The following is a 20,597-nucleotide window of genomic DNA, read 5'->3' as shown; positions in this document are numbered from 1 at the left end:
TTTTTTCTTGACTGGGGACACGCATGCAAAAGTCACATTGGGACAAAATATTTTTTGTCCGCATCGCGCTATTGATACTACTACTCTCGATTTTCGTGTTGATGCAGCTTGATAGCGCGCACCTGGATTGGTATCTCTATGGCGTATTAGCGGTAGGTGTTGGATTAAATATCTACGATTTGCTGCGTCTGATCCAGCAGCAGCAGGCGCGACAACATTTAGCGGCGACATTAAATGCCATTGATGCAGACTATGGGAATGTTGCGGTTGAGTTGGATAGTCATTCTCATCCTGATTATCGACCCATTATTTCTGCGTTGAATGGGCTGCTAAAGCGTGTCGCGAGTTTTGTTGCAGATATTCGGAATAGCAGTATTCAAATCGCGATGAGCTCAGCCAAAATGCAGGAGAAGATTACGCTCACCAGCAAAGATGCGGAACAACAGCGGGTATTGATTGATCAGATGGTCGCGCTAAGCGCCCAAGCAAAAACTGCCATTTCAGATTCTAGTGACTACGCGAAAACGATTTCAACGTTGACAGATAATAATTTGCTCGCCGCCGAAAGTTCGGTGACAGATCTCATTCAAGTGCAAGAAAAAATTATCGAGAGCACACAAAGTGTCGATGATTTGATTCAGACCATTCAAAGCTTGAATGAAAGTTCAACAAAAATAAATCAGATTGTCGCCTTTATCCGTGATGTTTCACAGCAGACTAATTTACTTGCTTTAAATGCTGCTATCGAAGCGGCGCGTGCTGGCGAGGCAGGGCGCGGGTTTGCCGTTGTGGCTGATGAAGTCCGGGCATTGGCAGAAAAAGTTGCGACAGCAACAATTCAAATTGCTGAAAGTACGGGCCAAATCGTTGATGCGATTGAAGAAACCAGTCACGATGCCAATCAAATTCGGCTCAATACGCAATCCACACGAGGCATTGTAGACTCGGCTGTTGGAAAATTTCAAACGATGTTACATGATTTCAAATCGGTTGGGACAAATCTCCGAGGTATTGAGCATGGCGTGACCCGTTTGGTTGAAATGAATGAATATTTGTATACCTGCTCCGGCGAGATTCGGGGGGCAGCCGATTCGGTCTCTGCCAAAATGCAGGAATGTCAGCGTTATGCATTAGATCTTTCCGGTGCCACTGAAAGTGTGCAAGAGTTTAGCTCTCGTTTTACCCTAGAGGGCAGCAAGTTTGATCAAATTTGTGCCAAGTCTCGTGAGTTTCGCGACCGCATCAGCACTTGGTTGACGGCGCTCGCTGCTGAGCAAGTCAATGTTTTTGATCAACAATACATCCCATTGCCGAATACCAATCCGCAAAAATTTAAAACAAGTTATGACCAGCGCGTTGAGTCCCAGTTACAGGCTTGGTTTGATGCCATGCTAGAAGAGGTGAATGGGCTGACCTTTGCCGTTTGCTTTGATGTGAATGGATATATGCCTGCACATCATAAAAAGTTTTCACAAGCACCAACCGGCAACATGCAGCAAGACCTTTTATATTCCAGGCATAAACGCATCTTTAATGAGCCGAGTGCCGTACGAGGGGCGAAAAATCGTCGCCCTATGCTTCTCGAAACTTATGCGCGGGATACAGGTGAAATCATTAATGTGCTGTCTCTGCCGATTATGGTCAATCAGCAGCATTGGGGGGCCGTCAGAGTTGGCTTCGACCCGCAGATTTTATTAGAGACACAAGTAACCCAACATTGAAAACTATTTCAGATAACCTAGTGTCACTGCAACATAGAGATGAGGTACTTGGCGGAGAGGGGGGGATTCGAACCCCCGTTAGGCGATTAACCTAAACACGCTTTCCAGGCGTGCGACTTAAACCACTCATCCACCTCTCCGCGATCGATGAAGGCACTGAACAGTGCGGCGCGAATTATAACAGGGATACGCCCTCAAGTCATGAAGGCGCGACAGGATAAGACGATTCAGCCTAGATAAGGTAGGGTAGCGTCTTACCGCTGCCTACCAGCTTGTTTACAGGTATTTCTTGAACCATTGCGTCAAGGCTGCCCAGCCGGCTTGCGCAGCCTCGGCGCGGTAGCTGGGCCGGTAGTCTGCATGAAAAGCGTGGGGGGCATCAGCAAACACGCGGATGCGTGAACGCGCAGCATGGGGGTGGCCTTTTTCAGCTGCAGCATCGATTTTTTGTCGCATCCCCTCGACGCTCTCAAGGGGGATACCACTATCTTTCTCGCCATATAGCCCCAGCACAGGGGCATGCAGGCGACCTGCAACATCTTGCGGATGAGTGGGAGTAAGCGCACTCGTTGCACCTACTAAGCGACCATACCATGCCACTGCAGCACTGATTGTTGGGTTATGCGCAGCATACAACCAAGTAATTCGCCCGCCCCAACAAAAGCCTGTAATGCCAATCCGCTCTGCGTAACCGCCTTGGCTCACAACCCATTTCACACAGGCATCCAGGTCTTTCATCACTTGCTCATCAGGCACTTTGCTGATGACCTCGCGAATAATCGTTGTGTTATCTGTCATCTGGCTTGGGTCGCCCTGGCGCTTAAACAAATTGGGTGCCACCGCAAAATAGCCCTGCTTGGCGAGCCGGCGGCAGACATCTTGAATGTATTCATGCACCCCAAAAATTTCTGAAACCACCAACACCACTGGAAAGCGAATTGCCTCTTTGGCCGACTTCGGCGTGGCTGGGCGCGCAAAGTAAATCGGTAACTGGCCATCAAAGGTGGTGATATCGGCCATGCCTACTTGCAATCCTTGGCTATCGGTTTTAATCGTGCTGGCACTGACAGGCAGGGTCGCCAAGGCAAAGCCACTAACGCCAACATAACCTGCACTTTTCAATACCTGGCGACGTGTCGTATCAAGTGAGGTAACAGAATCTGTGGTGTCAAGATGGTCAGCGTGCATAGTGGTTTCCTTGTGGTTAGCGTTGGTCAGTCATTTGACATGGTTAGCGGTGCGCTAAGTATGACATGAAGCTCTGGCGAAAGAACGAGGCTTTCTGAGTGGCAACGGTGAGGTGTCTATTGTCAGCGACATTTTTCCAGGCTTGCCAGCTCGCTTGCAGTGAAACCCGCCGCCAAGCGGGCAGGGTGGTTAAAGGGGCCGCGTTGGCGGGGGGCTTGATACTGCGTTGCTAAATGAGCGGCATGTGCAATCGGGTCGAAACCCTGTTGCCTACAAAGCCAATTAAACCAGTGATTACCGATCTTAACGTGGCCAATTTCATCGCGCAAAATCACCTCTAAAATCGCTGCGCCGGCATCATCCCCTGCTTGCATGAGTTTGCTACGAATCCCGGGTGTCACATCCAGCCCCCGCGCTTCCAGCACCCGTGGCACCAAGGCCAAGCGAGCCAGCACATTATCGCGAGTCAAGGCTGCCATTTCCCACAAACCATTGTGGGCGGGGAAGTCGCCATACGCATATCCCAGGCTATGCAAATGCTGATTGAGCAAACAAAAATGATGCGCCTCTTCTTGCGCAACCCGCAGCCAATCCCTATAGAAATCCGCAGGTAAATCGGCAAATCGCCAAACGATATCCAGCGCCAGATTAATCGCATTAAACTCAATATGGGCCAGCGCATGAATCAACGCTGCGCGCCCGGTCGTGGTGTGCAAACTGCGTTTAGGTACCGCACTCGGCGCGACCAATTCAGGCTGCGCGGGGTGGCCAGGTTGTGCCATGTCTGTCGTTATTAACTGTGGTTGGCCGAACGTTAAATTTTGTTCCGGAGCAAAGGAAAACGCTTGAATCGCTGCACATTTTTCCTGTGGCTCGGTCAGTCGCCAGCAGTCATAGCTAAATTGTCGCCAGCCAAGTATCGAGATCGCGTCGATTGCATGCATGGTAAAGAGGGTAGAGGGATCAATTAACGCCGAATTTTACGTGGAGCCATGTCACCCCCACAAGCAAACACAGTAAAATGGTAGTCTTGAATTTTTTTGCTGCCTACATCATGTCTGGTAATACCCTCGGTCATTTATTTACAGTTACTACCTTTGGTGAGTCGCATGGCCCAGCGATTGGCTGCGTCGTGGATGGCTGCCCCCCCGGACTGGCGCTCACGACGGCTGATATTCAGGCCGAGCTAGATCGCCGCAAGCCCGGCACCTCGCGTCATGTCACGCAGCGGCAAGAATCCGATACTGTAGAAATTCTCTCGGGCGTGTTTGAAGGGCAAACCACCGGTGCGCCGATTGGCCTGCTAATTCGCAACGAAGACCAGCGCAGCAAAGACTACGGCAATATCGCCGATACCTTCCGACCCGGCCATGCCGACTACACCTACTGGCACAAATACGGTATTCGCGATCATCGTGGTGGTGGCCGCTCTTCCGCTCGCCTCACCGCGCCCGTGGTGGCGGCCGGCGCGATTGCCAAAAAATGGTTGCACGAAAAATTTGGCACGCAGATTCGCGGCTACATGGCGCAGTTGGGTGAGCTGCCTATTCCTTTTGTGAGTTGGGGTGAAGTGCCCAACAACGCCTTCTTCGCCCCCAATGCTGAGATTCTGCCCCAGTTAGAAGACTACATGGACGCCCTGCGTAAAGATGGCGATTCGTGCGGCGCACGCATCAACGTGGTGGCTGAGAATATCCCAGTTGGGCTGGGCGAACCCCTGTTCGACAAGTTGGATGCCGACATCGCCTACGCCATGATGGGCCTCAATGCGGTGAAAGGCGTGGAGATCGGCGCGGGCTTTGCCAGTGTTAGCCAAAAAGGTTCCGAACATGGTGACCCGCTTACCCCGCAAGGCTTTGTGGGTAATAACGCGGGTGGCGTCTTGGGTGGTATTTCAACCGGCCAACCGATTACGGTGTCGATTGCCATCAAACCCACCTCCAGCATTCGCACGCCACGCCCTTCGATTGACAAGCAGGGCAACCCGATTGAAGTACAAACCTTTGGCCGCCACGACCCTTGCGTGGGTATTCGCGCCACGCCCATTGCCGAATCACTGCTCGCGCTGGTGCTCATCGACCACGCCTTGCGTCACCGTGCTCAGTGCGCCGACGTGCGGGTGGAGACGCCGGTGATTCCGGGTGCAATTGCGGGATCGGTGAAGCCATAGTCGAGCTGGCGTGAAGCAGTTACTGCAACTCCCCGGTGCCACCGCTTTGGTGGCATTTTTTACTTTGTACTTCGCGTACATTGGGATGTTTGCGCCGTATTTTCCGTTGTATTTAGATGCCCGTGGTTTGAGTGCGGCGGAAATTGGTTTGATGCTCTCGGTGTTGCAAGGGGTGCGGATTGTAGGGCCGTGGCTGTGGGCTTGGGTGGCTGACCATACCGGTCAGCCAGCGCGCATCATGCAAGCGTCATTGGCCATCAGTTTGTTATTCTTTGTAGGTTTGTATGTCTTTGCGGGCTGGTGGCCGATGTTGTGCTTGCTGGTCGGCTTTACGCTGTTTAGTAGCGGGCAGGTACCGCTTTCTGAGGTGCTCACGCGCCAAGTGTTGGCTCAGCATTACGACCAATATGGGCGGCTGCGCTTGTTCGGCTCCATCGGTTTTATCGTCGCGGTGTGGGCGGTGGGCCCAGCGCTAGACTATTGGGGGATAGAGACTTTGCCGCACTGGATAGTGGCGTGCTTCCTAGTGCTGCTATGGGTAAATATGAAATTGCCACGCGCCATAGTCGATCATGCAGCATTGCCCACGGCTTCATTCTGGGCACAATTATGCCAGCCGGGGGTGGCATGGTTTATGTTGTCGGCCACGTTAATGGTGGCAGCACATTCTTGTTTGTATACGTATTTTTCGCTGTATTTAGATAGTTTGGGCTACCGTAAAAGCCTGATTGGCTTTCTCTGGGGGGTAGGGGTGGTGGCTGAGGTGATGTTGTTTTACGGGCAACATCATTTGCTGCAGCGTTATGCTGGTTCACTGTTACTCACCTTGTGTTTTGGCGCGTGCGTGCTACGCTGGCTGCTGGTGGCGTGGGCTGGAGAATGGCTAACGGTGTTGTTATTCGCTCAGGTTTTACATGCTTTAACTTTTGCATTACATCATACCCTTACCATGCGGCAATTGCAGCGTTGGTTTCATGGTCGCACGGCAGCGCGGGGGCAGGCTTTGTATGCCAGTCTCGCCTATGGCGTTGGCGCTACCTGTGGGGGCTTGTTGTGTACATACTGGTGGACAAGCTATTCACATTCCACCGTTTTCTTGATGAGTGCCATGGTCGCCCTTCTGGGGGCGCTCGCATTGTGGTTCAGTTTATTGACTCTATCTAAGGAAAGCAGATGAAACGTATTGGATTTTCTCGGTTTAATACGCTAAAACTTGCGATCTGTTTGGCGTTTCTTTCTGCCTGCAGCAGTGTGAATACCACTGATAGCGGCGCTGTCGGCATTGAACGTAAGCAATTGATGAGCCCCCTGGTGAGTGAAAAACAGATGGATGCAACAGCCTTGCAAGCTTATCGAGATATCTTGGCCAAAGAAGCTAAGCAAGGCGATTTGAATAGTGACCCAGTGCTGACCCGCCGCGTGCGTGCAGTGGCTGCACGCCTGATTCCGCATACTGCCGTTTTTCGGAAGGATGCACCTAGCTGGCAATGGGAGATTAATGTCATCAAATCAGATGAGTTAAATGCTTGGTGTATGCCCGGTGGCAAAATTGCCTTTTATTCCGGCATTATTCAAAAGTTGAATTTAACGGATGACGAGATTGCCGCTGTCATGGGCCACGAGATTTCCCATGCGCTGCGTGAGCATTCAAGAGAGCGTGCCTCAGAGCAAATGACGGCAGGACTCGGCCTTAATATCTTGGCAGCGGTTACTGGCGTAGGGCAGGGTGGAGCTGATTTAATGGGCGCGCTGTATAACGTGACGTTCAGCTTGCCCAATAGCCGTACCCACGAAACGGAGGCTGACCGTATGGGTGTGGAGCTAGCTGCACGCGCCGGTTACAACCCCCATGCGGCGGTCACCGTGTGGGAAAAAATGGGGAAGTTTAGTCAAGGCCAGCCCCCACAGTTTCTCAGTACTCACCCCTCGCATGAAACCCGCATCGCGGATTTAACCGAATACGCACGCAAAGTGCAGCCCCTCTACGAGCAGGTGCGGCGTTAATGATGCTAGCCTTCGCTAACTACGAAGGCTCGGTGTTACACTTAGTAATTCTCATTTGCTAAGGGATAGCCTACTATCCCTGCAGAATTGCTTGCGATGCGCTTTGACCTTACTTCCCTGAATTTAATCCTCGCTATCGCCGAAACCCGCAGTATTACGCAGGGGGCACAGCGCATGCATTTGGCCTTGGCCGCTGCGAGTAAGCGCGTGCAGGATTTGGAAACGCGTCTGGGGGTAACGCTGTTTACCCGCCATGCACGCGGTGTGCAGCTCACGCCCGCGGGTGAAGCGCTGGTGCGGCATGTGCGCAGCCTGCAAGGCGCGCTGGTGGCACTGGAAAGTGAAGTGAGCGAGTTTGCCCAAGGCGTACGCGGCCATGTGCGAATTGCGGCGAATGCCTCGGCCATTGCCGAGTTTTTACCGGCAGAACTTGCCCGCTACGTGGCGCAGTATGCCGATGTACGGATTAGTCTGGAAGAGCAGGTGAGTACCGAAGTGCAACGCATGGTGCGCGAAGGCTTTGCCGATATTGGGATTTTTGTTGCGGCCGCTGATTGGGCTGCGCCCGATGGCTTGTATGCCAAACCGTATCGCCAAGGGCGGGTCGCAGCGGTGGTCCCCAAGGCTTCGCCATTAGCGAAGAAGCGAACATTGCGCCTCGCCGATATGCTGCCCTATGACTTTGTGGAATTACAGGCGGGGGCGGCGATGCAAGAACAGTTGTTTGCAGCCGCAGCCGAACTGGGCTTACCTTTACGGGCGCGCATTCAGGTGCGGGGCTTTGAAGCAGTGGCGCAGTTAGTGAGTGCAGGCTTGGGGGTGGCGGTGATGCCGGAGTTAGTGGCGAAGCGTTTAGCAACTTTGTTTGAGATTAAAGTCTGTGCCTTGAATGAACCTTGGGCGACACGCCATTATTGGTTAGCGAGCCGCCCGCTAGAGAGTATTTCTGCCGCTTCGCGGCGTTTTGTAGAATTGTTAACAGAAGCAAATTCAGAAACGAATTTAGAAACGAATTGAGCACTCATCGAGAGTTAGGAGAAGCAAGAATGGCGAAAACCCTGTACGACAAATTATGGGAAGCACATGTGGTGCATACCGAAGAAGATGGCACCGCTTTGCTGTATATCGACCGCCACTTGGTGCATGAAGTCACTAGCCCGCAAGCCTTTGAAGGCTTGAAAGTCGCGGGCCGTCAGCCTTGGCGTATTTCGTCGATTGTGGCCATGCCCGATCACAATACCCCCACCGATCCAGGTTTTACCAGCATTGCCGACGCTACCTCGCGTACGCAAGTTGAAACGCTCGATGCCAATGCGCAAGCGCACAAACTCACCTACTTCAAAATTGGCGATGTACGGCGCGGGATTGTGCATGTGGCTGGGCCAGAACAGGGCGCGACGTTGCCGGGCATGACGATTGTGTGCGGCGATTCGCACACCAGTACGCACGGTGCTTTAGGTGCACTCGCGTTTGGGATTGGCACCTCCGAAGTCGAGCATGTGTTGGCGACCCAATGCCTGTTAATGAAAAAAGCCAAAAACATGTTGGTGCGCGTGGAAGGCAAACTGCCCGCTGCCTGTACCGCCAAAGATATTGTGCTGGCCGTGATCGGTAAAATTGGTACAGCAGGCGGCACCGGCTATGCGATTGAATTTGCTGGCAGCGCGATTCGTGATTTGAGTATTGAAGGTCGCCTGACTGTGTGCAATATGGCGATTGAAGGTGGCGCGCGCGCGGGTATGGTGGCGGTGGATCAAACCACACTGGACTACGTGAAAGGTCGCCCCTATTCCCCACAAGGCGCGGAGTGGGATGCGGCCGTGGCTTACTGGAACACCCTGCATAGCGATGAAGGAGCACAGTTTGATGCGGTGATTGAGATTGACGCGACCCAATTAAAACCGCAAGTGACTTGGGGTACGTCGCCTGAGATGGTCGTCACCGTGGCCGATAAAGTGCCCGATCCCGCCCAGGAAACTGATCCCGTCAAGCGTGAAGGTATGGAGCGCGCCCTGCAATACATGGGTTTGCAAGCCAATACGCCGATTGAGCAAATTCAGATTGATAAAGTCTTTATCGGTTCTTGCACCAACTCGCGGATTGAAGATTTGCGTGCAGCGGCAAGCGTAGTCAAAGGCAAGCAAAAAGCGGCCAATGTGAAGCGCGCCTTGGTCGTGCCCGGTTCCGGTTTAGTTAAAGCCCAAGCCGAAGCCGAAGGCTTGGACAAAATTTTCCTCGCCGCCGGTTTTGAGTGGCGTGAGCCAGGTTGCTCGATGTGCCTAGCGATGAATGCGGATCGCCTAGAGCCGGGTGAGCGCTGTGCATCTACTTCGAACCGTAACTTTGAAGGTCGCCAAGGGCAAGGTGGGCGGACCCACTTGGTCAGCCCTGCGATGGCCGCTGCCGCTGGCGTAGCTGGACATTTTGTTGATGTCAGCACTTGGAAATAAGGAATAGAAAAATGCAAAAATTTACCACGCACACCGGTTTAGCCGTGCCCTTAGATCGCGCCAATGTGGATACCGACGCGATTATTCCCAAACAGTTTTTAAAGTCCATCAAACGCACGGGCTTTGGCCCCAACTTGTTTGATGAATGGCGTTATCTTGACCACGGCGAGCCGGGTATGGATAACAGCCAGCGCAAAATCAACCCCGATTTTGTGCTGAACCAGCCGCGTTACCAAGGCGCGAGTATCTTGCTGGCGCGTAAAAACTTTGGTTGTGGTTCTTCACGCGAGCACGCCCCATGGGCATTGGAACAATACGGCTTTCGCGCCGTGATTGCCCCCAGCTTTGCGGATATTTTCTTTAACAACTGCTACAAAAACGGCGTGCTGCCGATTGTGCTGAGCGAAGAGCAAGTTCAGCATTTATTTGAAGTGGTGGAAACGAACCCCGGCTATCAGCTCACGATTGATCTGGAAAATCAAACGCTGAGACTGGCCGATGGCACTAGCTATACGTTCGATATCACCGCCTTCCGCAAGTACTGCATGCTGAATGGCTTTGATGATATTGGCCTGACTTTGCGCCATGCTGACAAAATCAAAGCCTTTGAACAGCAGCGCTTGCAACAGCAGCCGTGGTTAGCGAAAGTGATTGCCTAAATCATCGCTTCGCACACTGCAGAGACTCAACATAATTTCGTAATTGAAAGCACAACATGACAAAGAAAATCGCAGTCTTGGCCGGTGATGGTATCGGCCCCGAAATCGTCGCTGAAGCGGTGAATGTACTCAACGCCCTTGGCGAATCGTTTGAACTGGAACATGCGCCTGTGGGTGGCGCGGGTTATGAAGCATCCGGCCATCCCTTGCCCGAGGCCACGCTCAAGCTCGCCAAAGAAGCCGATGCGGTGCTGTTTGGTGCGGTAGGGGATTGGAAATACGATACGTTGGACCGTCCCTTGCGCCCCGAGCAAGCCATTCTTGGTCTGCGTAAAAATTTAGGCTTATTTGCCAACTTGCGTCCGGCCATTTTGTACCCCGAGCTCGCGGGCGCGTCCACGCTCAAACCCGAAGTGGTATCGGGTTTGGATATTTTGATTATTCGTGAACTCACTGGTGATATTTATTTTGGTCAGCCACGCGGCGTACGTGAGTGCCCGGATGGCCCCTTCAAAGGCGAACGCGAAGGTTTCGACACCATGCGTTATGCCGAGAGCGAAGTGCGCCGAATTGGCCATGTCGCTTTCCAAGCGGCCCGCAAGCGCAACAAGAAAGTTTGCTCAGTGGATAAAGCCAACGTGCTGGAAACTTTCCAGTTCTGGAAAGACATCATGATTGAAGTCGGCAAAGAATATCCCGATGTCGAACTCAGCCACATGTATGTCGATAACGCCGCCATGCAGTTGGTGAAGAATCCCAAGCAGTTTGACGTGCTGGTCACGGGCAATATGTTTGGCGATATTCTCTCCGATCAAGCCTCCATGCTCACCGGCTCGATTGGTATGTTGCCCTCCGCGTCGCTAGATGCGAATAACAAAGGTTTGTACGAACCTTCACATGGCTCCGCGCCGGACATCGCAGGCAAAGGTATTGCCAACCCCCTCGCTACCATTCTTTCCGCGGCAATGATGTTGCGTTACTCGCTGAATATGGCAGCCCAGGCAGATCGTATTGAAGCAGCCGTGAAAAAAGTGCTGCAACAAGGCTTACGCACGGCGGATATATACGAGGCCGGCACCACCAAAGTTTCGACACGTGAGATGGGTGCGGCGGTACTTAGTGTACTGTAGGCGCTTTAGGCCCTGTAACGCTTCGTTGCAGTTAATTTTCTGCCGATAAATGAGAGCCATGTAAACTTTCTAGCGAGGTTTACATAGCTCTTTTTACATGGAGGCTAATATGCAATCAGCGCGGAAAATTGGATGTGCGTTTACCCTGTTATTGATCTTGTGCAGCACTGTACAAGCTGGTCCACTCCGCGACCGTTTCATGGAGCGTATGCAAAACCGCCAAGACACGTCGGCGAATAGCTCTGAAGCGAATGACGAAGCGGGAAGTGAGTTAAGTGACATGGGCGGCGGCAATGCCCAAAGCTGTGCGGATTGGTCTAAAAAAGTGAAACGTTTGGGCCGCCTACTGGGCGACAAAGCCGCTGGCCCACCGCCCGATCAAGCGAATATTGCCTATGGCCCCAGCGCGCTGGAAAAGCTGGATGTGTTTTACGCTAAAACTAATACGCAGAACAGCGCGCAGTCTGCGCCGATGATTGTGATGGTGCATGGCGGTGGCTGGTGCGTGGGTGATAAGAGCATGAGCGGCGTGGTGGCGAATAAAGTTGCGCGTTGGACGCCCAAAGGTTTTGTGTTTGTGTCGGTCAACTACCCGATGGTGGCCGAAGGGGCGAATGCCTTAGCGCAAGCCGATTACATTGCCAAGGCGGTGGCGTATATCCAAAGCCATGCAGCGCAGTGGGGCGGCGATGGCAAGAAGGTTATTTTGATGGGCCATTCTGCGGGGGCGCATCTAATCTCTTTGGTGAATGCCGATGCCCGCATCCGCGATGCGAACCGCATGCAACCGGTGTTGGGCGCCATTTCACTGGATGCCGGGGCGATTGATGTGGTGAAGCAAATGCCCAATGTGTATTCCTTCCTGAAAGTCCGCTACCAAGAAGCCTTTGGCAATACCGAAGCGGAATGGATAGCCGCCTCGCCGTACCACCAGTTACGCGCTGGTGCTGCGCCATGGTTGGGGGTGTGCTCAACACAGCGCAAAGACAAACCATGTGACCAAGCGCAAGCCTATGCAGAGAAAAGTACGGCCATGGGGATTGCCGCGCAAACACTGCCACAGGCTAAAGGGCATGGTGGTTTGAATAAAGACCTGGGCTTGGAGAATGACTACACCCGCCAGGTAGAGCGATTTATGGCTGGTCTTAATGCCGAGGTAGCGCGCCTGCTTCAGTAGTTTCCCCAGTGCTGCCTTGTGCACAAAATCCATGATTTCGGTTAAAATCTTCTTCTGATTGGTTTTCCTTAATTTTGCTGCCATGTCTTTTGCATTCGCTCACGCCGTTTCTTCCTTCGCTGCTGTTCAAGCAGTGGTTGGCGTTCGCACAGCCAAAATTTCTACAATTAAAACCATTAAGACCATTATCGGATAAGCGTTTGGCATCTGCGGTCTGGCGTGGGTGCTAGACCGGGAAAAAATCCAGACACTTAACATCGTAGGTGATTCCATGAAACGAGTAGGTTTAGTCGGTTGGCGCGGCATGGTGGGTTCCGTGCTGATGCAACGTATGCAAGCGGAAAATGATTTCGCCCATATCGAAGCAGTTTTTTTCTCTACCTCCAATGCCGGTGGCACTGCGCCTAGCTTTGCTCCCAACGCCGAGCCCACGCTGAAAAATGCCTTTGACATTGACGAGCTGAAAAAGCTGGACGTGATTCTGACTTGCCAAGGCGGCGACTATACCAATGAGGTGTTCCCCAAGCTGCGTGCAGCGGGCTGGAACGGCTACTGGATTGATGCGGCATCTTCATTGCGCATGAAAGACGACAGCATTATCGTGCTCGACCCGGTCAACCTAAACGTCATTAAAGATGGCCTTGCTAAAGGCGTTAAAAACTACATCGGTGGCAACTGTACCGTGAGCTTGATGTTGATGGGCTTGGGTGGCTTGTTCCAACAAGGTTTGGTGGAATGGGTCAGCGCCATGACTTATCAGGCCGCTTCCGGCGCGGGCGCACAAAACATGCGTGAACTGCTCAGCCAAATGGGCGCGTTGCACGATGCAGTGAAAGCCGAGTTGGCAGACCCGGCTTCGGCGATTTTGGATATCGACCGCAAAGTGGCTGAAACCATGCGCGCCGAGAGCTTCCCCACGAAAAACTTCCGCAACACCGCCTTGGCGGGTAGCTTGATTCCTTGGATTGATGTGCCGGTTGAGCATGGTCAAAGCAAGGAAGAATGGAAGGGCGGCGCTGAATGCAACAAAATTTTGGGTAACCCAGCTTTCCGTAGCGCAGGCAGTATCCCGATTGATGGCCTGTGTGTGCGGATTGGCGCGATGCGCTGCCACTCACAAGGCTTGACCATCAAACTCAAGCGCGATGTGCCATTGGATGAAGTGAGCGACATCATCGCCAAGGCCAATGATTGGGTCAAAGTGGTGCCGAACGAGCGTGAAGCCACCGAAAAACACCTGACTCCAGCTGCGGTAACAGGTACATTGACTGTGCCGGTCGGGCGTTTGCACAAATTAGCGATGGGCGGCGACTACCTCGGCGCGTTTACCGTGGGCGACCAACTACTGTGGGGGGCGGCTGAGCCATTGCGCCGCATGCTGCGCATTTTGTTGGCAGCTTAGTGGATGACTGTGTTGCTCGCTGGATGGCGGTACGCCTTGGCCTGTACAACTGGACTGATCCGGGGTTTGGCCCACGTCTGTAACCAATTCAGGGTTTGAGCGCACATTTGTCGTTCGCTAGCCACATAAAACAAGGGCGTTGCCAAAAGCGACGCCCTTGTTTATTGGCATTTAGGTTAAGCTAATGCTCCCAAGCTCATGTTTTCATGGGCTTTTTCTCTCTATTTGTTGGCAATAGGCAATATGTCTTGTTGCTACAGATTACTAAATGCCTTGAAATATGAGGTTGGCAGTATGTTTAGCCTTTCTCGCTAGGCTTGGAAGAAACGAGAGTGTAGGTTTTCAGTCGAAAATAAGGTAAACCGTGAACTTGGCATCCGTTGAGCGGAATGAAAAGCTTGACCTTCTTGTTACGGTGAGAGATAACGGAAAACAAACGGGGTTCACCAGTTAAATAGGGTAGCAGGGTAAACGCATGAAATTCAAACCAACACAACTCGCTCTGGCCATTGCACTGGCAACCGGCTTAACCTCAACGGCAGTTAATGCTGCCGGCCTTGGCAGGCTGAATGTTCAGTCTGCCTTGGGTCAGCCTTTGCGGGCAGAGGTTGAAATTACCGCTCTCAGCAAAGAGGAGGAAAATGGGCTGACAGCGCGTTTGGCGCCCCAAGAAGCATTCAAGCAAGCGGGCATGGAGTTCAATCCGGCTCTGTTAGGGATCAGGTTGAACGTTGAAAAGCGCGCGGACGGTAAGCCAATTGTCCGCGTTACCTCAACACGGCCGATTAACGAGCCTTTTTTGGATGTATTGCTTGAGCTGAATTGGGCCACAGGCAAACTAATCCGAGAATACACACTTCTGCTTGATCCACCAGAACTCAAGTTGTCCCGACCAGAGAGCATTGCGGCGCCCGTGGTCACGAATATCCAGCCTGCTCGTCCCGTTGAGTCAAGCGGAACGCCGGGACAAACAGAGGTTCGCCCTTTGCGTTCGATCAATACAGACAGTTCAATTCAGCAATCCGCTATCTCTCCGGCAGAGGCACGGGCGCTAGCCCGTGAGCAAGCTAGATTAGCCGCAGAGGAAAAAGCTGCGGCGAAAGCTCAAGCGAAGGCGCAAGCGGCTGAAGAAGCGCGTGCCGCTGCGGAAGAGAAAGCGGTTGCCCGCGCCCGTGCGCGTGATGAGGCAAGAGTCGCTGCAGAAGAGCGTGCTGCAGCGAAAGCGGCGGCCAAAGCTGAGGCGAAGGAACGTGCTGCTGCCAAAGCCGAGCAGGCTAATGAACGCAAAGCAGCTAAATCTGTTGCTGCGGAGAAAGCTGAGCGCCCCAATGAGCAAAGTGGCCAGTCCTACACCGTCAAAGCGGGCGATACGCTGAGCAAAATTGCTCGCACAGTTGGTCCCCAGGGGGTTTCGCTTGATCAGGCATTAGTTGCACTGTACCGTAACAACGAAGATGCATTTATTGGGCGCAATATGAACCGCTTGCGCGCAGGGCAGATACTGACGTTGCCGTCTGCTGAGGAGGCGCGTAGTGTTTCCACCAGTGAGGCGCGCCAAGTCGTGGTTGCACAAACTGCAGACTTTGCGGCCTATCGTGAGAAACTGGCTGGTGTGGTTGCGGTCAATAAAGCCAGTGGCAAAGCGGAACCAGGCCAGCAGGCTGCAGGGAAAATCACAGCTAAGGTTGAAGATAAGGCCCCGGTTAAAGAATCTAGCGATAAACTTAAGCTGAGTGCTGCAAATAACGACGCTGACAAGAAAGCCAAATCAACCGCGTCGAGCGGTAATGAAAAAGCGATTGCAGAGAAAAAGGCTTTGGAAGAAACGCAGAGCCGAACCAAGCAGCTTGAAAAAAATGTTAACGATCTCGCGAATGCCGTAAAACTTAAAAATGAGCAGCTAGCCAAATTGGAAGAGGCTAAGAAAGCCGAAGCACTCGCTAAAGCTGCGCAAGAAAAAGCGGCTCAAGAAAAAGCAGCTCAGGAAGCTAAGGCGAAAGCGGATGCGCAAGCAGCGAAAGCGAAGTCAGACGCTGAGGCCAAAGCCAAGGCTGACGCCGACGCTAAGGCTAAAGCAGACGCTGACGCAAAGGCCAAGGCCGACGCAGAAGCGAAAGCTAAGCTAGAGGCCGAGAACAAGGCCAAGCTTGACGCAGAAGCCAAAGAGAAAGCGGATGCCGAAGCGAAAGCCAAAGCAGAGGCGGAAGCGAAGGTAAAAGAAGCTGCCAACGCAACGCCATTGCCCGCAGATAAGCCTGCTGAGCAACAACCTGCTGCACCTGCAGCGCCGGTTGCGCCAGTGGCGCCACCCGCTCCTGCACCCGAAGCCCCCGCCATGAGCAGTCCTCTGGATATTTTGCGTAGTCCCTTTGCATTGGGTGGCATCGGTTTGCTGGGTTTACTTGCCGCAGGTTATGCCATTTATCGCTCAATGCGACGCAAGAAGTTCCAGCAATTTGAAGACAGTATTATTACTGGAACTAACCTCCAGGCGAACTCCGTATTCGGGCAAACGGGTGGGCAAAGCGTTGATACCAACAGTATGTTCAACTCTACTTTTGGTCCCGTTACCACCTCTGCGCTCGACTCTAACGAAGTCGATCCAATTGCAGAAGCGGATGTATACATTGCTTATGGTCGCCAAGCACAGGCAGAAGAAATTCTGAAAGAGGCCCTGCGCCGTGACAATGAACGTCAAGCCGTACGCCTAAAACTGATAGAGCTGGCCGCACAGCGCGGTGATGTGAAAGTCGTAGAAACCCTCGCCGGTGAGATGTATGCAATGACGAATGGCGACTGTGACGAGTGGCCGCGAGTGCTGTCGATTGGGGCTGCAGTTGACCCCAATAATCCCATGTATGCCAATGCTCCTGTCGTCACGCAAGCTCAAGCGGTGAGTACGCTCCCAGTGGCTGGCGCTGCGACCGCTGCGGTAACAGCGGCAGCAATCGCTGCGATTGATCCTGCGGAAACGGTGAAACTGCCGAATGGCTTGGCTGCGCAGCAAACGCCTGATGTTGATATGCCACTCGAACTGGGCGGCGATACTGACTTAGATTTAGACCTGACAAAAGAGGTATTGGATACACAACCTGCGGTGTTTGAAGCAAGCGGTGATTTAGCGCTGGATTTACCCACATCGTTGCCCGTTGAGGACAAAAATTCGACACTTGACTTTGATCTGAACTTTGATTCCTCAGGGACTAATGTTGACTTCACTGCACCACAGATTGATGTTGACCTCAGCAGTTCAGTCGCCAGTACCACACCCGAAACAGTTAATGAGCCAGAAAGCCAGGTTGATTTCGATCTTGGTGATTTAGAGGTACCTTCGTTGGGTGATCATGCTAAATCTGATGACGCATTAGCTATTGAAATTGATGTGCCAGCGCTGGAAGCTGCCAGCGACGTTTCGATCGTGCCACCAGCGCCTCCGGCACTTGATACAGCCGGCCTCGACCTGGATCTTGACTCAATGGTGAGCACCGAGGAAGAAGTGACGGATAATCCGTCTTACTGGCAAGAGATCGCCACCAAGCTTGATCTAGCGAAGGCTTACCTGGATATTGGTGACAAAGAGGGCGCTCAAGAATTGCTAGAAGAGGTCCTAGAAGCGGGGGATGCGGCACAAAAAGCCAAAGCCCAAGAAATGCTTGCTGAGATTGCCTAAGGGCTAGCTTGGCTTTAAAGTGAGCTAGAGAGCTAACCGCTGCACTTGCATTCAGTAAGATCGCCTTTGTTCTTACTTTGACTTGACGTATCAGGCCAGCTTGGTAACCCGAGCTGGCCTTTTGTTTGTGAAACAACTATGCGAATAGCGCTAGGTATCGAATACGATGGCCAGCCTTGGCAGGGCTGGCAAACTCAGCCGAGTGGACTGACGGTACAGGATACCTTAGAGCGGGCACTCCGCCAGTTTGTCGGCGATGATACGTGTATCCCCACGATCTGCGCCGGACGAACCGATGCTGGGGTGCATGCCACGGCGCAAGTCGTGAGTTTTGACATTCCCGATGTTGCGTGTAACCGTCCGGCCCATGCTTGGATCCGTGGTGTCAATGCGTTTTTGCCCCCCAGTATTGCGGTGCGCTGGGCGCAGCCCGTGGCGAGTGAGTTCAATGCCCGCTTTTCTGCCACGGCACGGCGTTACGAATATTGGTTGTACACTGATCCAGTCCGTCTGCCGCACTGGCACGGGCGGATGGCATGGTATCACGAGCCACTGGATATCGCGGGGATGCAGGCAGCTGCGACGAGTTTGTTGGGCACGCATGACTTCAGTGCTTTTCGGTCTTCACAGTGCCAGGCGAAGTCGCCGGTACGTACCCTAAAAGAGTTACGAATTAGTACTTTTCGGCCAGAGGCCGTTGGCCGCGCTCAGGCTAAGGATGGTGTTCAAGCAATCCGCAGTACGCAAATTTTGTGCTTTAGCTTGCAGGCGGATGCCTTTTTACACCATATGGTGCGCAACCTTGTTGGCAGTTTGATTTATGTTGGCAATGGTCGGCAGTCACCCGCTTGGTTGAGAGAGGTATTGGCATGTCGTCAACGCTGCTTGGCCGCACCTACCTTTGCGCCGGATGGTTTATATCTGACACAGGTACAATATCCTGTTGCCTTTGGTCTGCCGGATGCAGCCCAATCTCCTTTTCGTTTTTATCCTGATATCCAATGAAGACTGATACTGTGTTATCTGTTTCCTCCACTTCGGTTGCTTTTCGGCCGCAGCGAACCCGTATCAAAATCTGTGGGCTGACCCGTGCGAACGATATCGCGGCGGCAGTCGCGGTAGGCGCTGACGCCTTGGGCTTTGTGTTTTATGAAAAAAGCCCGCGTTACGTCACTGCAGCCGAGGCAGCGGCACTGGTGCGTGAGATTCCGCCCTTTGTGATGACGGTCGGCTTGTTTGTGAACGCCAGTGTCGCCGAGGTGGCAGCAGTGTGTGCGCAGGTACCCTTACAGCTCTTGCAATTTCATGGTGATGAAAGCCCCGCCGACTGTATGGCGATTGCCCAAGCCGTACAACGCCCCTTTATTCGAGCGGCACGGGTGCAGCCTGAGCTAGATTTGTTAGAATACCAAGCTCAATATACCGCCGCTCAAGCGCTCCTACTGGATGCCCATGTGACAGGTTATGGCGGTGGTGGAAAGGTCTTCGATTGGTCTCTTATTCCAGAAAAACTCGCGCCTCAGGCCGTTTTGAGTGGTGGCTTGAACGTACAAAACGTGGCTACCGCCATTAAACAGGTTCGTCCTTATGCAGTAGATGTCTCTAGCGGCGTTGAGTCCGCGAAAGGCATCAAAGACCATCAACTGATTCAGCAGTTTGTTGCCGCTGTCCGGCAGGCAGAGCAATAAACGGCATGAGAAAGACATTCATGAAATACGATTTACCAGATGCAAAGGGCCATTTTGGCCCATATGGCGGCGTGTTCGTTTCCGAAACCTTGATGCAGGCATTGGATGAGTTGCGTGATGCTTATGAGCATTATCGTAAAGACCCTGCATTTATCGCCGAATTTAAAGATGAGTTAGCGCATTTTGTCGGCCGTCCAAGCCCCATTTATCATGCGAAGCGTTGGAGTGAGATGTTAGGCGGGGCGCAGATTTATTTTAAGCGAGAAGATCTGAATCACACGGGCGCCCATAAAGTAAACAACACGATTGGTCAGGCGCTACTCGCCAAGCGGATGGGGAAACCCCGGGTGATTGCTGAAACTGGGGCCGGACAGCATGGCGTCGCGTCTGCTACTGTGGCTGCTCGCTACGGCATGGAGTGCGTCGTTTACATGGGGGCAGAGGACGTGGCCCGCCAAGCACAAAATGTATTTCGAATGAATCTTCTGGGGGCTAAAGTGGTCCCTGTGCATTCTGGCTCGCGTACGCTGAAAGACGCATTAAATGAAGCGATGCGCGATTGGGTCACGCATGTTGATCATACTTTTTATATCATTGGCACCGTTGCCGGGCCTCACCCTTATCCCATGTTGGTTCGTGATTTCCAGAGCGTCATTGGGGAAGAGTGTATTGCACAGATGCTGGGTCGGGCTGGTCGTCAGCCTGATTATGTATTGGCCTGTGTTGGGGGGGGGTCGAATGCGATGGGGATCTTCTATCCGTATCTCGGCTACGAGGAGGTGAAACTGATTGGGGTAGAAGCGGCGGGTGAAGGGATTGAAACCGGGCATCATGCGGCCGCCTTATGTGCTGGATCACCTGGGGTCTTACATGGGAATCGGACTTACTTGTTGCAAGATGCAAATGGGCAGATTGTAGAAACCCATTCCGTCTCTGCGGGCTTGGATTATCCGGGTGTGGGCCCCGAGCATGCTTATTTGAAAGACAGTGGTCGTGCAGCGTATGTTGCTATTACCGACTCTGAGGCGTTGCAGGCGTTTCATGATTGTTGTCGGATCGAAGGCATTATTCCTGCGCTTGAATCCAGTCATGCGATTGCACAAGCTATAAAATTAGCGCCTACCTTGGCGCGTGACCAAATCATTTTGGTTAACTTATCTGGCCGTGGTGATAAGGACATGCATACTGTGGCAAGACAGTCCGGTGCCGCGTTCTGGTGTCACCCAAGTTGCAAACCTGCTACGGGAGTGAGCATTGCCTGTGCTGATTGACCTACTCAAAGCCATCCAAGCGAATTGAACCTAAAGTAGTGAATCTGCGCCAAGGCTGGTTAAAAGC

General features: G+C 52.8%; 16 protein-coding genes and 1 tRNA gene. 14 read left to right on the top strand and 3 right to left on the bottom strand.

Annotation, left to right across the window (positions count from 1 at the left end):
- Positions 1 to 23 precede the first annotated feature (23 nt).
- Positions 24 to 1,721, top strand: coding sequence for a methyl-accepting chemotaxis protein (locus DU000_RS03810; RefSeq protein WP_114401982.1), 1,698 nt, complete (start codon positions 24 to 26; stop codon positions 1,719 to 1,721).
- A 49-nt stretch (positions 1,722 to 1,770) separates the two neighbouring features.
- Here the strand turns inward: DU000_RS03810 and DU000_RS03805 are convergent.
- The 3 genes from DU000_RS03805 to DU000_RS03795 all read right to left on the bottom strand — a co-directional run bounded on the left by DU000_RS03805 (position 1,771) and on the right by DU000_RS03795 (position 3,853).
- A tRNA-Ser gene (locus DU000_RS03805) sits at positions 1,771 to 1,861 on the bottom strand.
- Between the two features lie 136 nt (positions 1,862 to 1,997).
- Positions 1,998 to 2,909: a dienelactone hydrolase family protein gene (locus tag DU000_RS03800; protein ID WP_114401981.1), complete on the bottom strand. Its 912-nt coding sequence runs from the start codon at positions 2,907 to 2,909 to the stop codon at positions 1,998 to 2,000.
- A gap of 122 nt (positions 2,910 to 3,031) precedes the next feature.
- Complete coding sequence (locus DU000_RS03795; RefSeq protein WP_114401980.1) at positions 3,032 to 3,853, bottom strand: ferritin-like domain-containing protein; 822 nt, start codon at positions 3,851 to 3,853, stop codon at positions 3,032 to 3,034.
- A gap of 110 nt (positions 3,854 to 3,963) precedes the next feature.
- Between DU000_RS03795 and aroC the strand changes: the two genes are divergently transcribed.
- From aroC to trpB, 13 genes are all read left to right on the top strand, one after another.
- On the top strand, positions 3,964 to 5,079 hold the full coding sequence (aroC, locus tag DU000_RS03790) for a chorismate synthase (RefSeq protein ID WP_114402101.1): 1,116 nt from the start codon (positions 3,964 to 3,966) through the stop codon (positions 5,077 to 5,079).
- Positions 5,080 to 5,089: 10 nt separating this feature from the next.
- The gene (locus DU000_RS03785) at positions 5,090 to 6,256 is read left to right on the top strand and encodes an MFS transporter (RefSeq protein WP_114401979.1); all 1,167 of its coding nucleotides are present in this window, start codon (positions 5,090 to 5,092) and stop codon (positions 6,254 to 6,256) included.
- Positions 6,253 to 7,083, top strand: a complete 831-nt coding sequence (locus tag DU000_RS03780; protein ID WP_114401978.1) for a M48 family metallopeptidase — start codon at positions 6,253 to 6,255, stop codon at positions 7,081 to 7,083. The genes DU000_RS03785 and DU000_RS03780 overlap by 4 nt, the downstream gene beginning before the upstream one ends.
- 96 nt (positions 7,084 to 7,179) lie before the next feature.
- Positions 7,180 to 8,100, top strand: coding sequence for a LysR family transcriptional regulator (locus DU000_RS03775; RefSeq protein WP_114401977.1), 921 nt, complete (start codon positions 7,180 to 7,182; stop codon positions 8,098 to 8,100).
- Positions 8,101 to 8,129: 29 nt separating this feature from the next.
- Positions 8,130 to 9,533 carry a 3-isopropylmalate dehydratase large subunit gene (leuC, locus tag DU000_RS03770; RefSeq protein ID WP_114401976.1) on the top strand — a complete coding sequence of 468 codons (1,404 nt, stop codon included), beginning with the start codon at positions 8,130 to 8,132 and terminating at the stop codon, positions 9,531 to 9,533.
- 11 nt (positions 9,534 to 9,544) lie between these two features.
- The gene (gene leuD, locus DU000_RS03765) at positions 9,545 to 10,192 is read left to right on the top strand and encodes a 3-isopropylmalate dehydratase small subunit (RefSeq protein WP_114401975.1); all 648 of its coding nucleotides are present in this window, start codon (positions 9,545 to 9,547) and stop codon (positions 10,190 to 10,192) included.
- A gap of 56 nt (positions 10,193 to 10,248) precedes the next feature.
- Positions 10,249 to 11,322, top strand: a complete 1,074-nt coding sequence (leuB, locus tag DU000_RS03760; protein WP_114401974.1) for a 3-isopropylmalate dehydrogenase — start codon at positions 10,249 to 10,251, stop codon at positions 11,320 to 11,322.
- Positions 11,323 to 11,431: 109 nt separating this feature from the next.
- The gene (locus tag DU000_RS03755; protein ID WP_158529621.1) at positions 11,432 to 12,499 is read left to right on the top strand and encodes an alpha/beta hydrolase; all 1,068 of its coding nucleotides are present in this window, start codon (positions 11,432 to 11,434) and stop codon (positions 12,497 to 12,499) included.
- A gap of 271 nt (positions 12,500 to 12,770) precedes the next feature.
- Positions 12,771 to 13,901 (top strand): aspartate-semialdehyde dehydrogenase, encoded by a 1,131-nt coding sequence (asd, locus tag DU000_RS03750; protein ID WP_114401972.1) that lies wholly within the window; start codon positions 12,771 to 12,773, stop codon positions 13,899 to 13,901.
- A gap of 475 nt (positions 13,902 to 14,376) precedes the next feature.
- Positions 14,377 to 17,571 (top strand): motility hub landmark protein FimV, encoded by a 3,195-nt coding sequence (locus DU000_RS03745; RefSeq protein WP_114401971.1) that lies wholly within the window; start codon positions 14,377 to 14,379, stop codon positions 17,569 to 17,571.
- A 138-nt stretch (positions 17,572 to 17,709) separates the two neighbouring features.
- Positions 17,710 to 18,576 (top strand): tRNA pseudouridine(38-40) synthase TruA, encoded by an 867-nt coding sequence (gene truA / locus DU000_RS03740; RefSeq protein WP_114401970.1) that lies wholly within the window; start codon positions 17,710 to 17,712, stop codon positions 18,574 to 18,576.
- Positions 18,573 to 19,259: a phosphoribosylanthranilate isomerase gene (locus DU000_RS03735; RefSeq protein ID WP_114401969.1), complete on the top strand. Its 687-nt coding sequence runs from the start codon at positions 18,573 to 18,575 to the stop codon at positions 19,257 to 19,259. Before truA ends, DU000_RS03735 begins: the two co-directional genes overlap by 4 nt.
- A 20-nt stretch (positions 19,260 to 19,279) precedes the next feature.
- The gene (gene trpB / locus DU000_RS03730) at positions 19,280 to 20,530 is read left to right on the top strand and encodes a tryptophan synthase subunit beta (protein ID WP_114401968.1); all 1,251 of its coding nucleotides are present in this window, start codon (positions 19,280 to 19,282) and stop codon (positions 20,528 to 20,530) included.
- Positions 20,531 to 20,597: the final 67 nt, after the last annotated feature.

It is taken from the genome of Parvibium lacunae (genome assembly GCF_003335215.1).
Lineage (GTDB): Bacteria > Pseudomonadota > Gammaproteobacteria > Burkholderiales > Burkholderiaceae_D > Parvibium > Parvibium lacunae.
The sequence above is the reverse complement of the archived record's forward strand: the minus strand, read 5'-3'. Positions and strand labels throughout refer to the sequence as shown.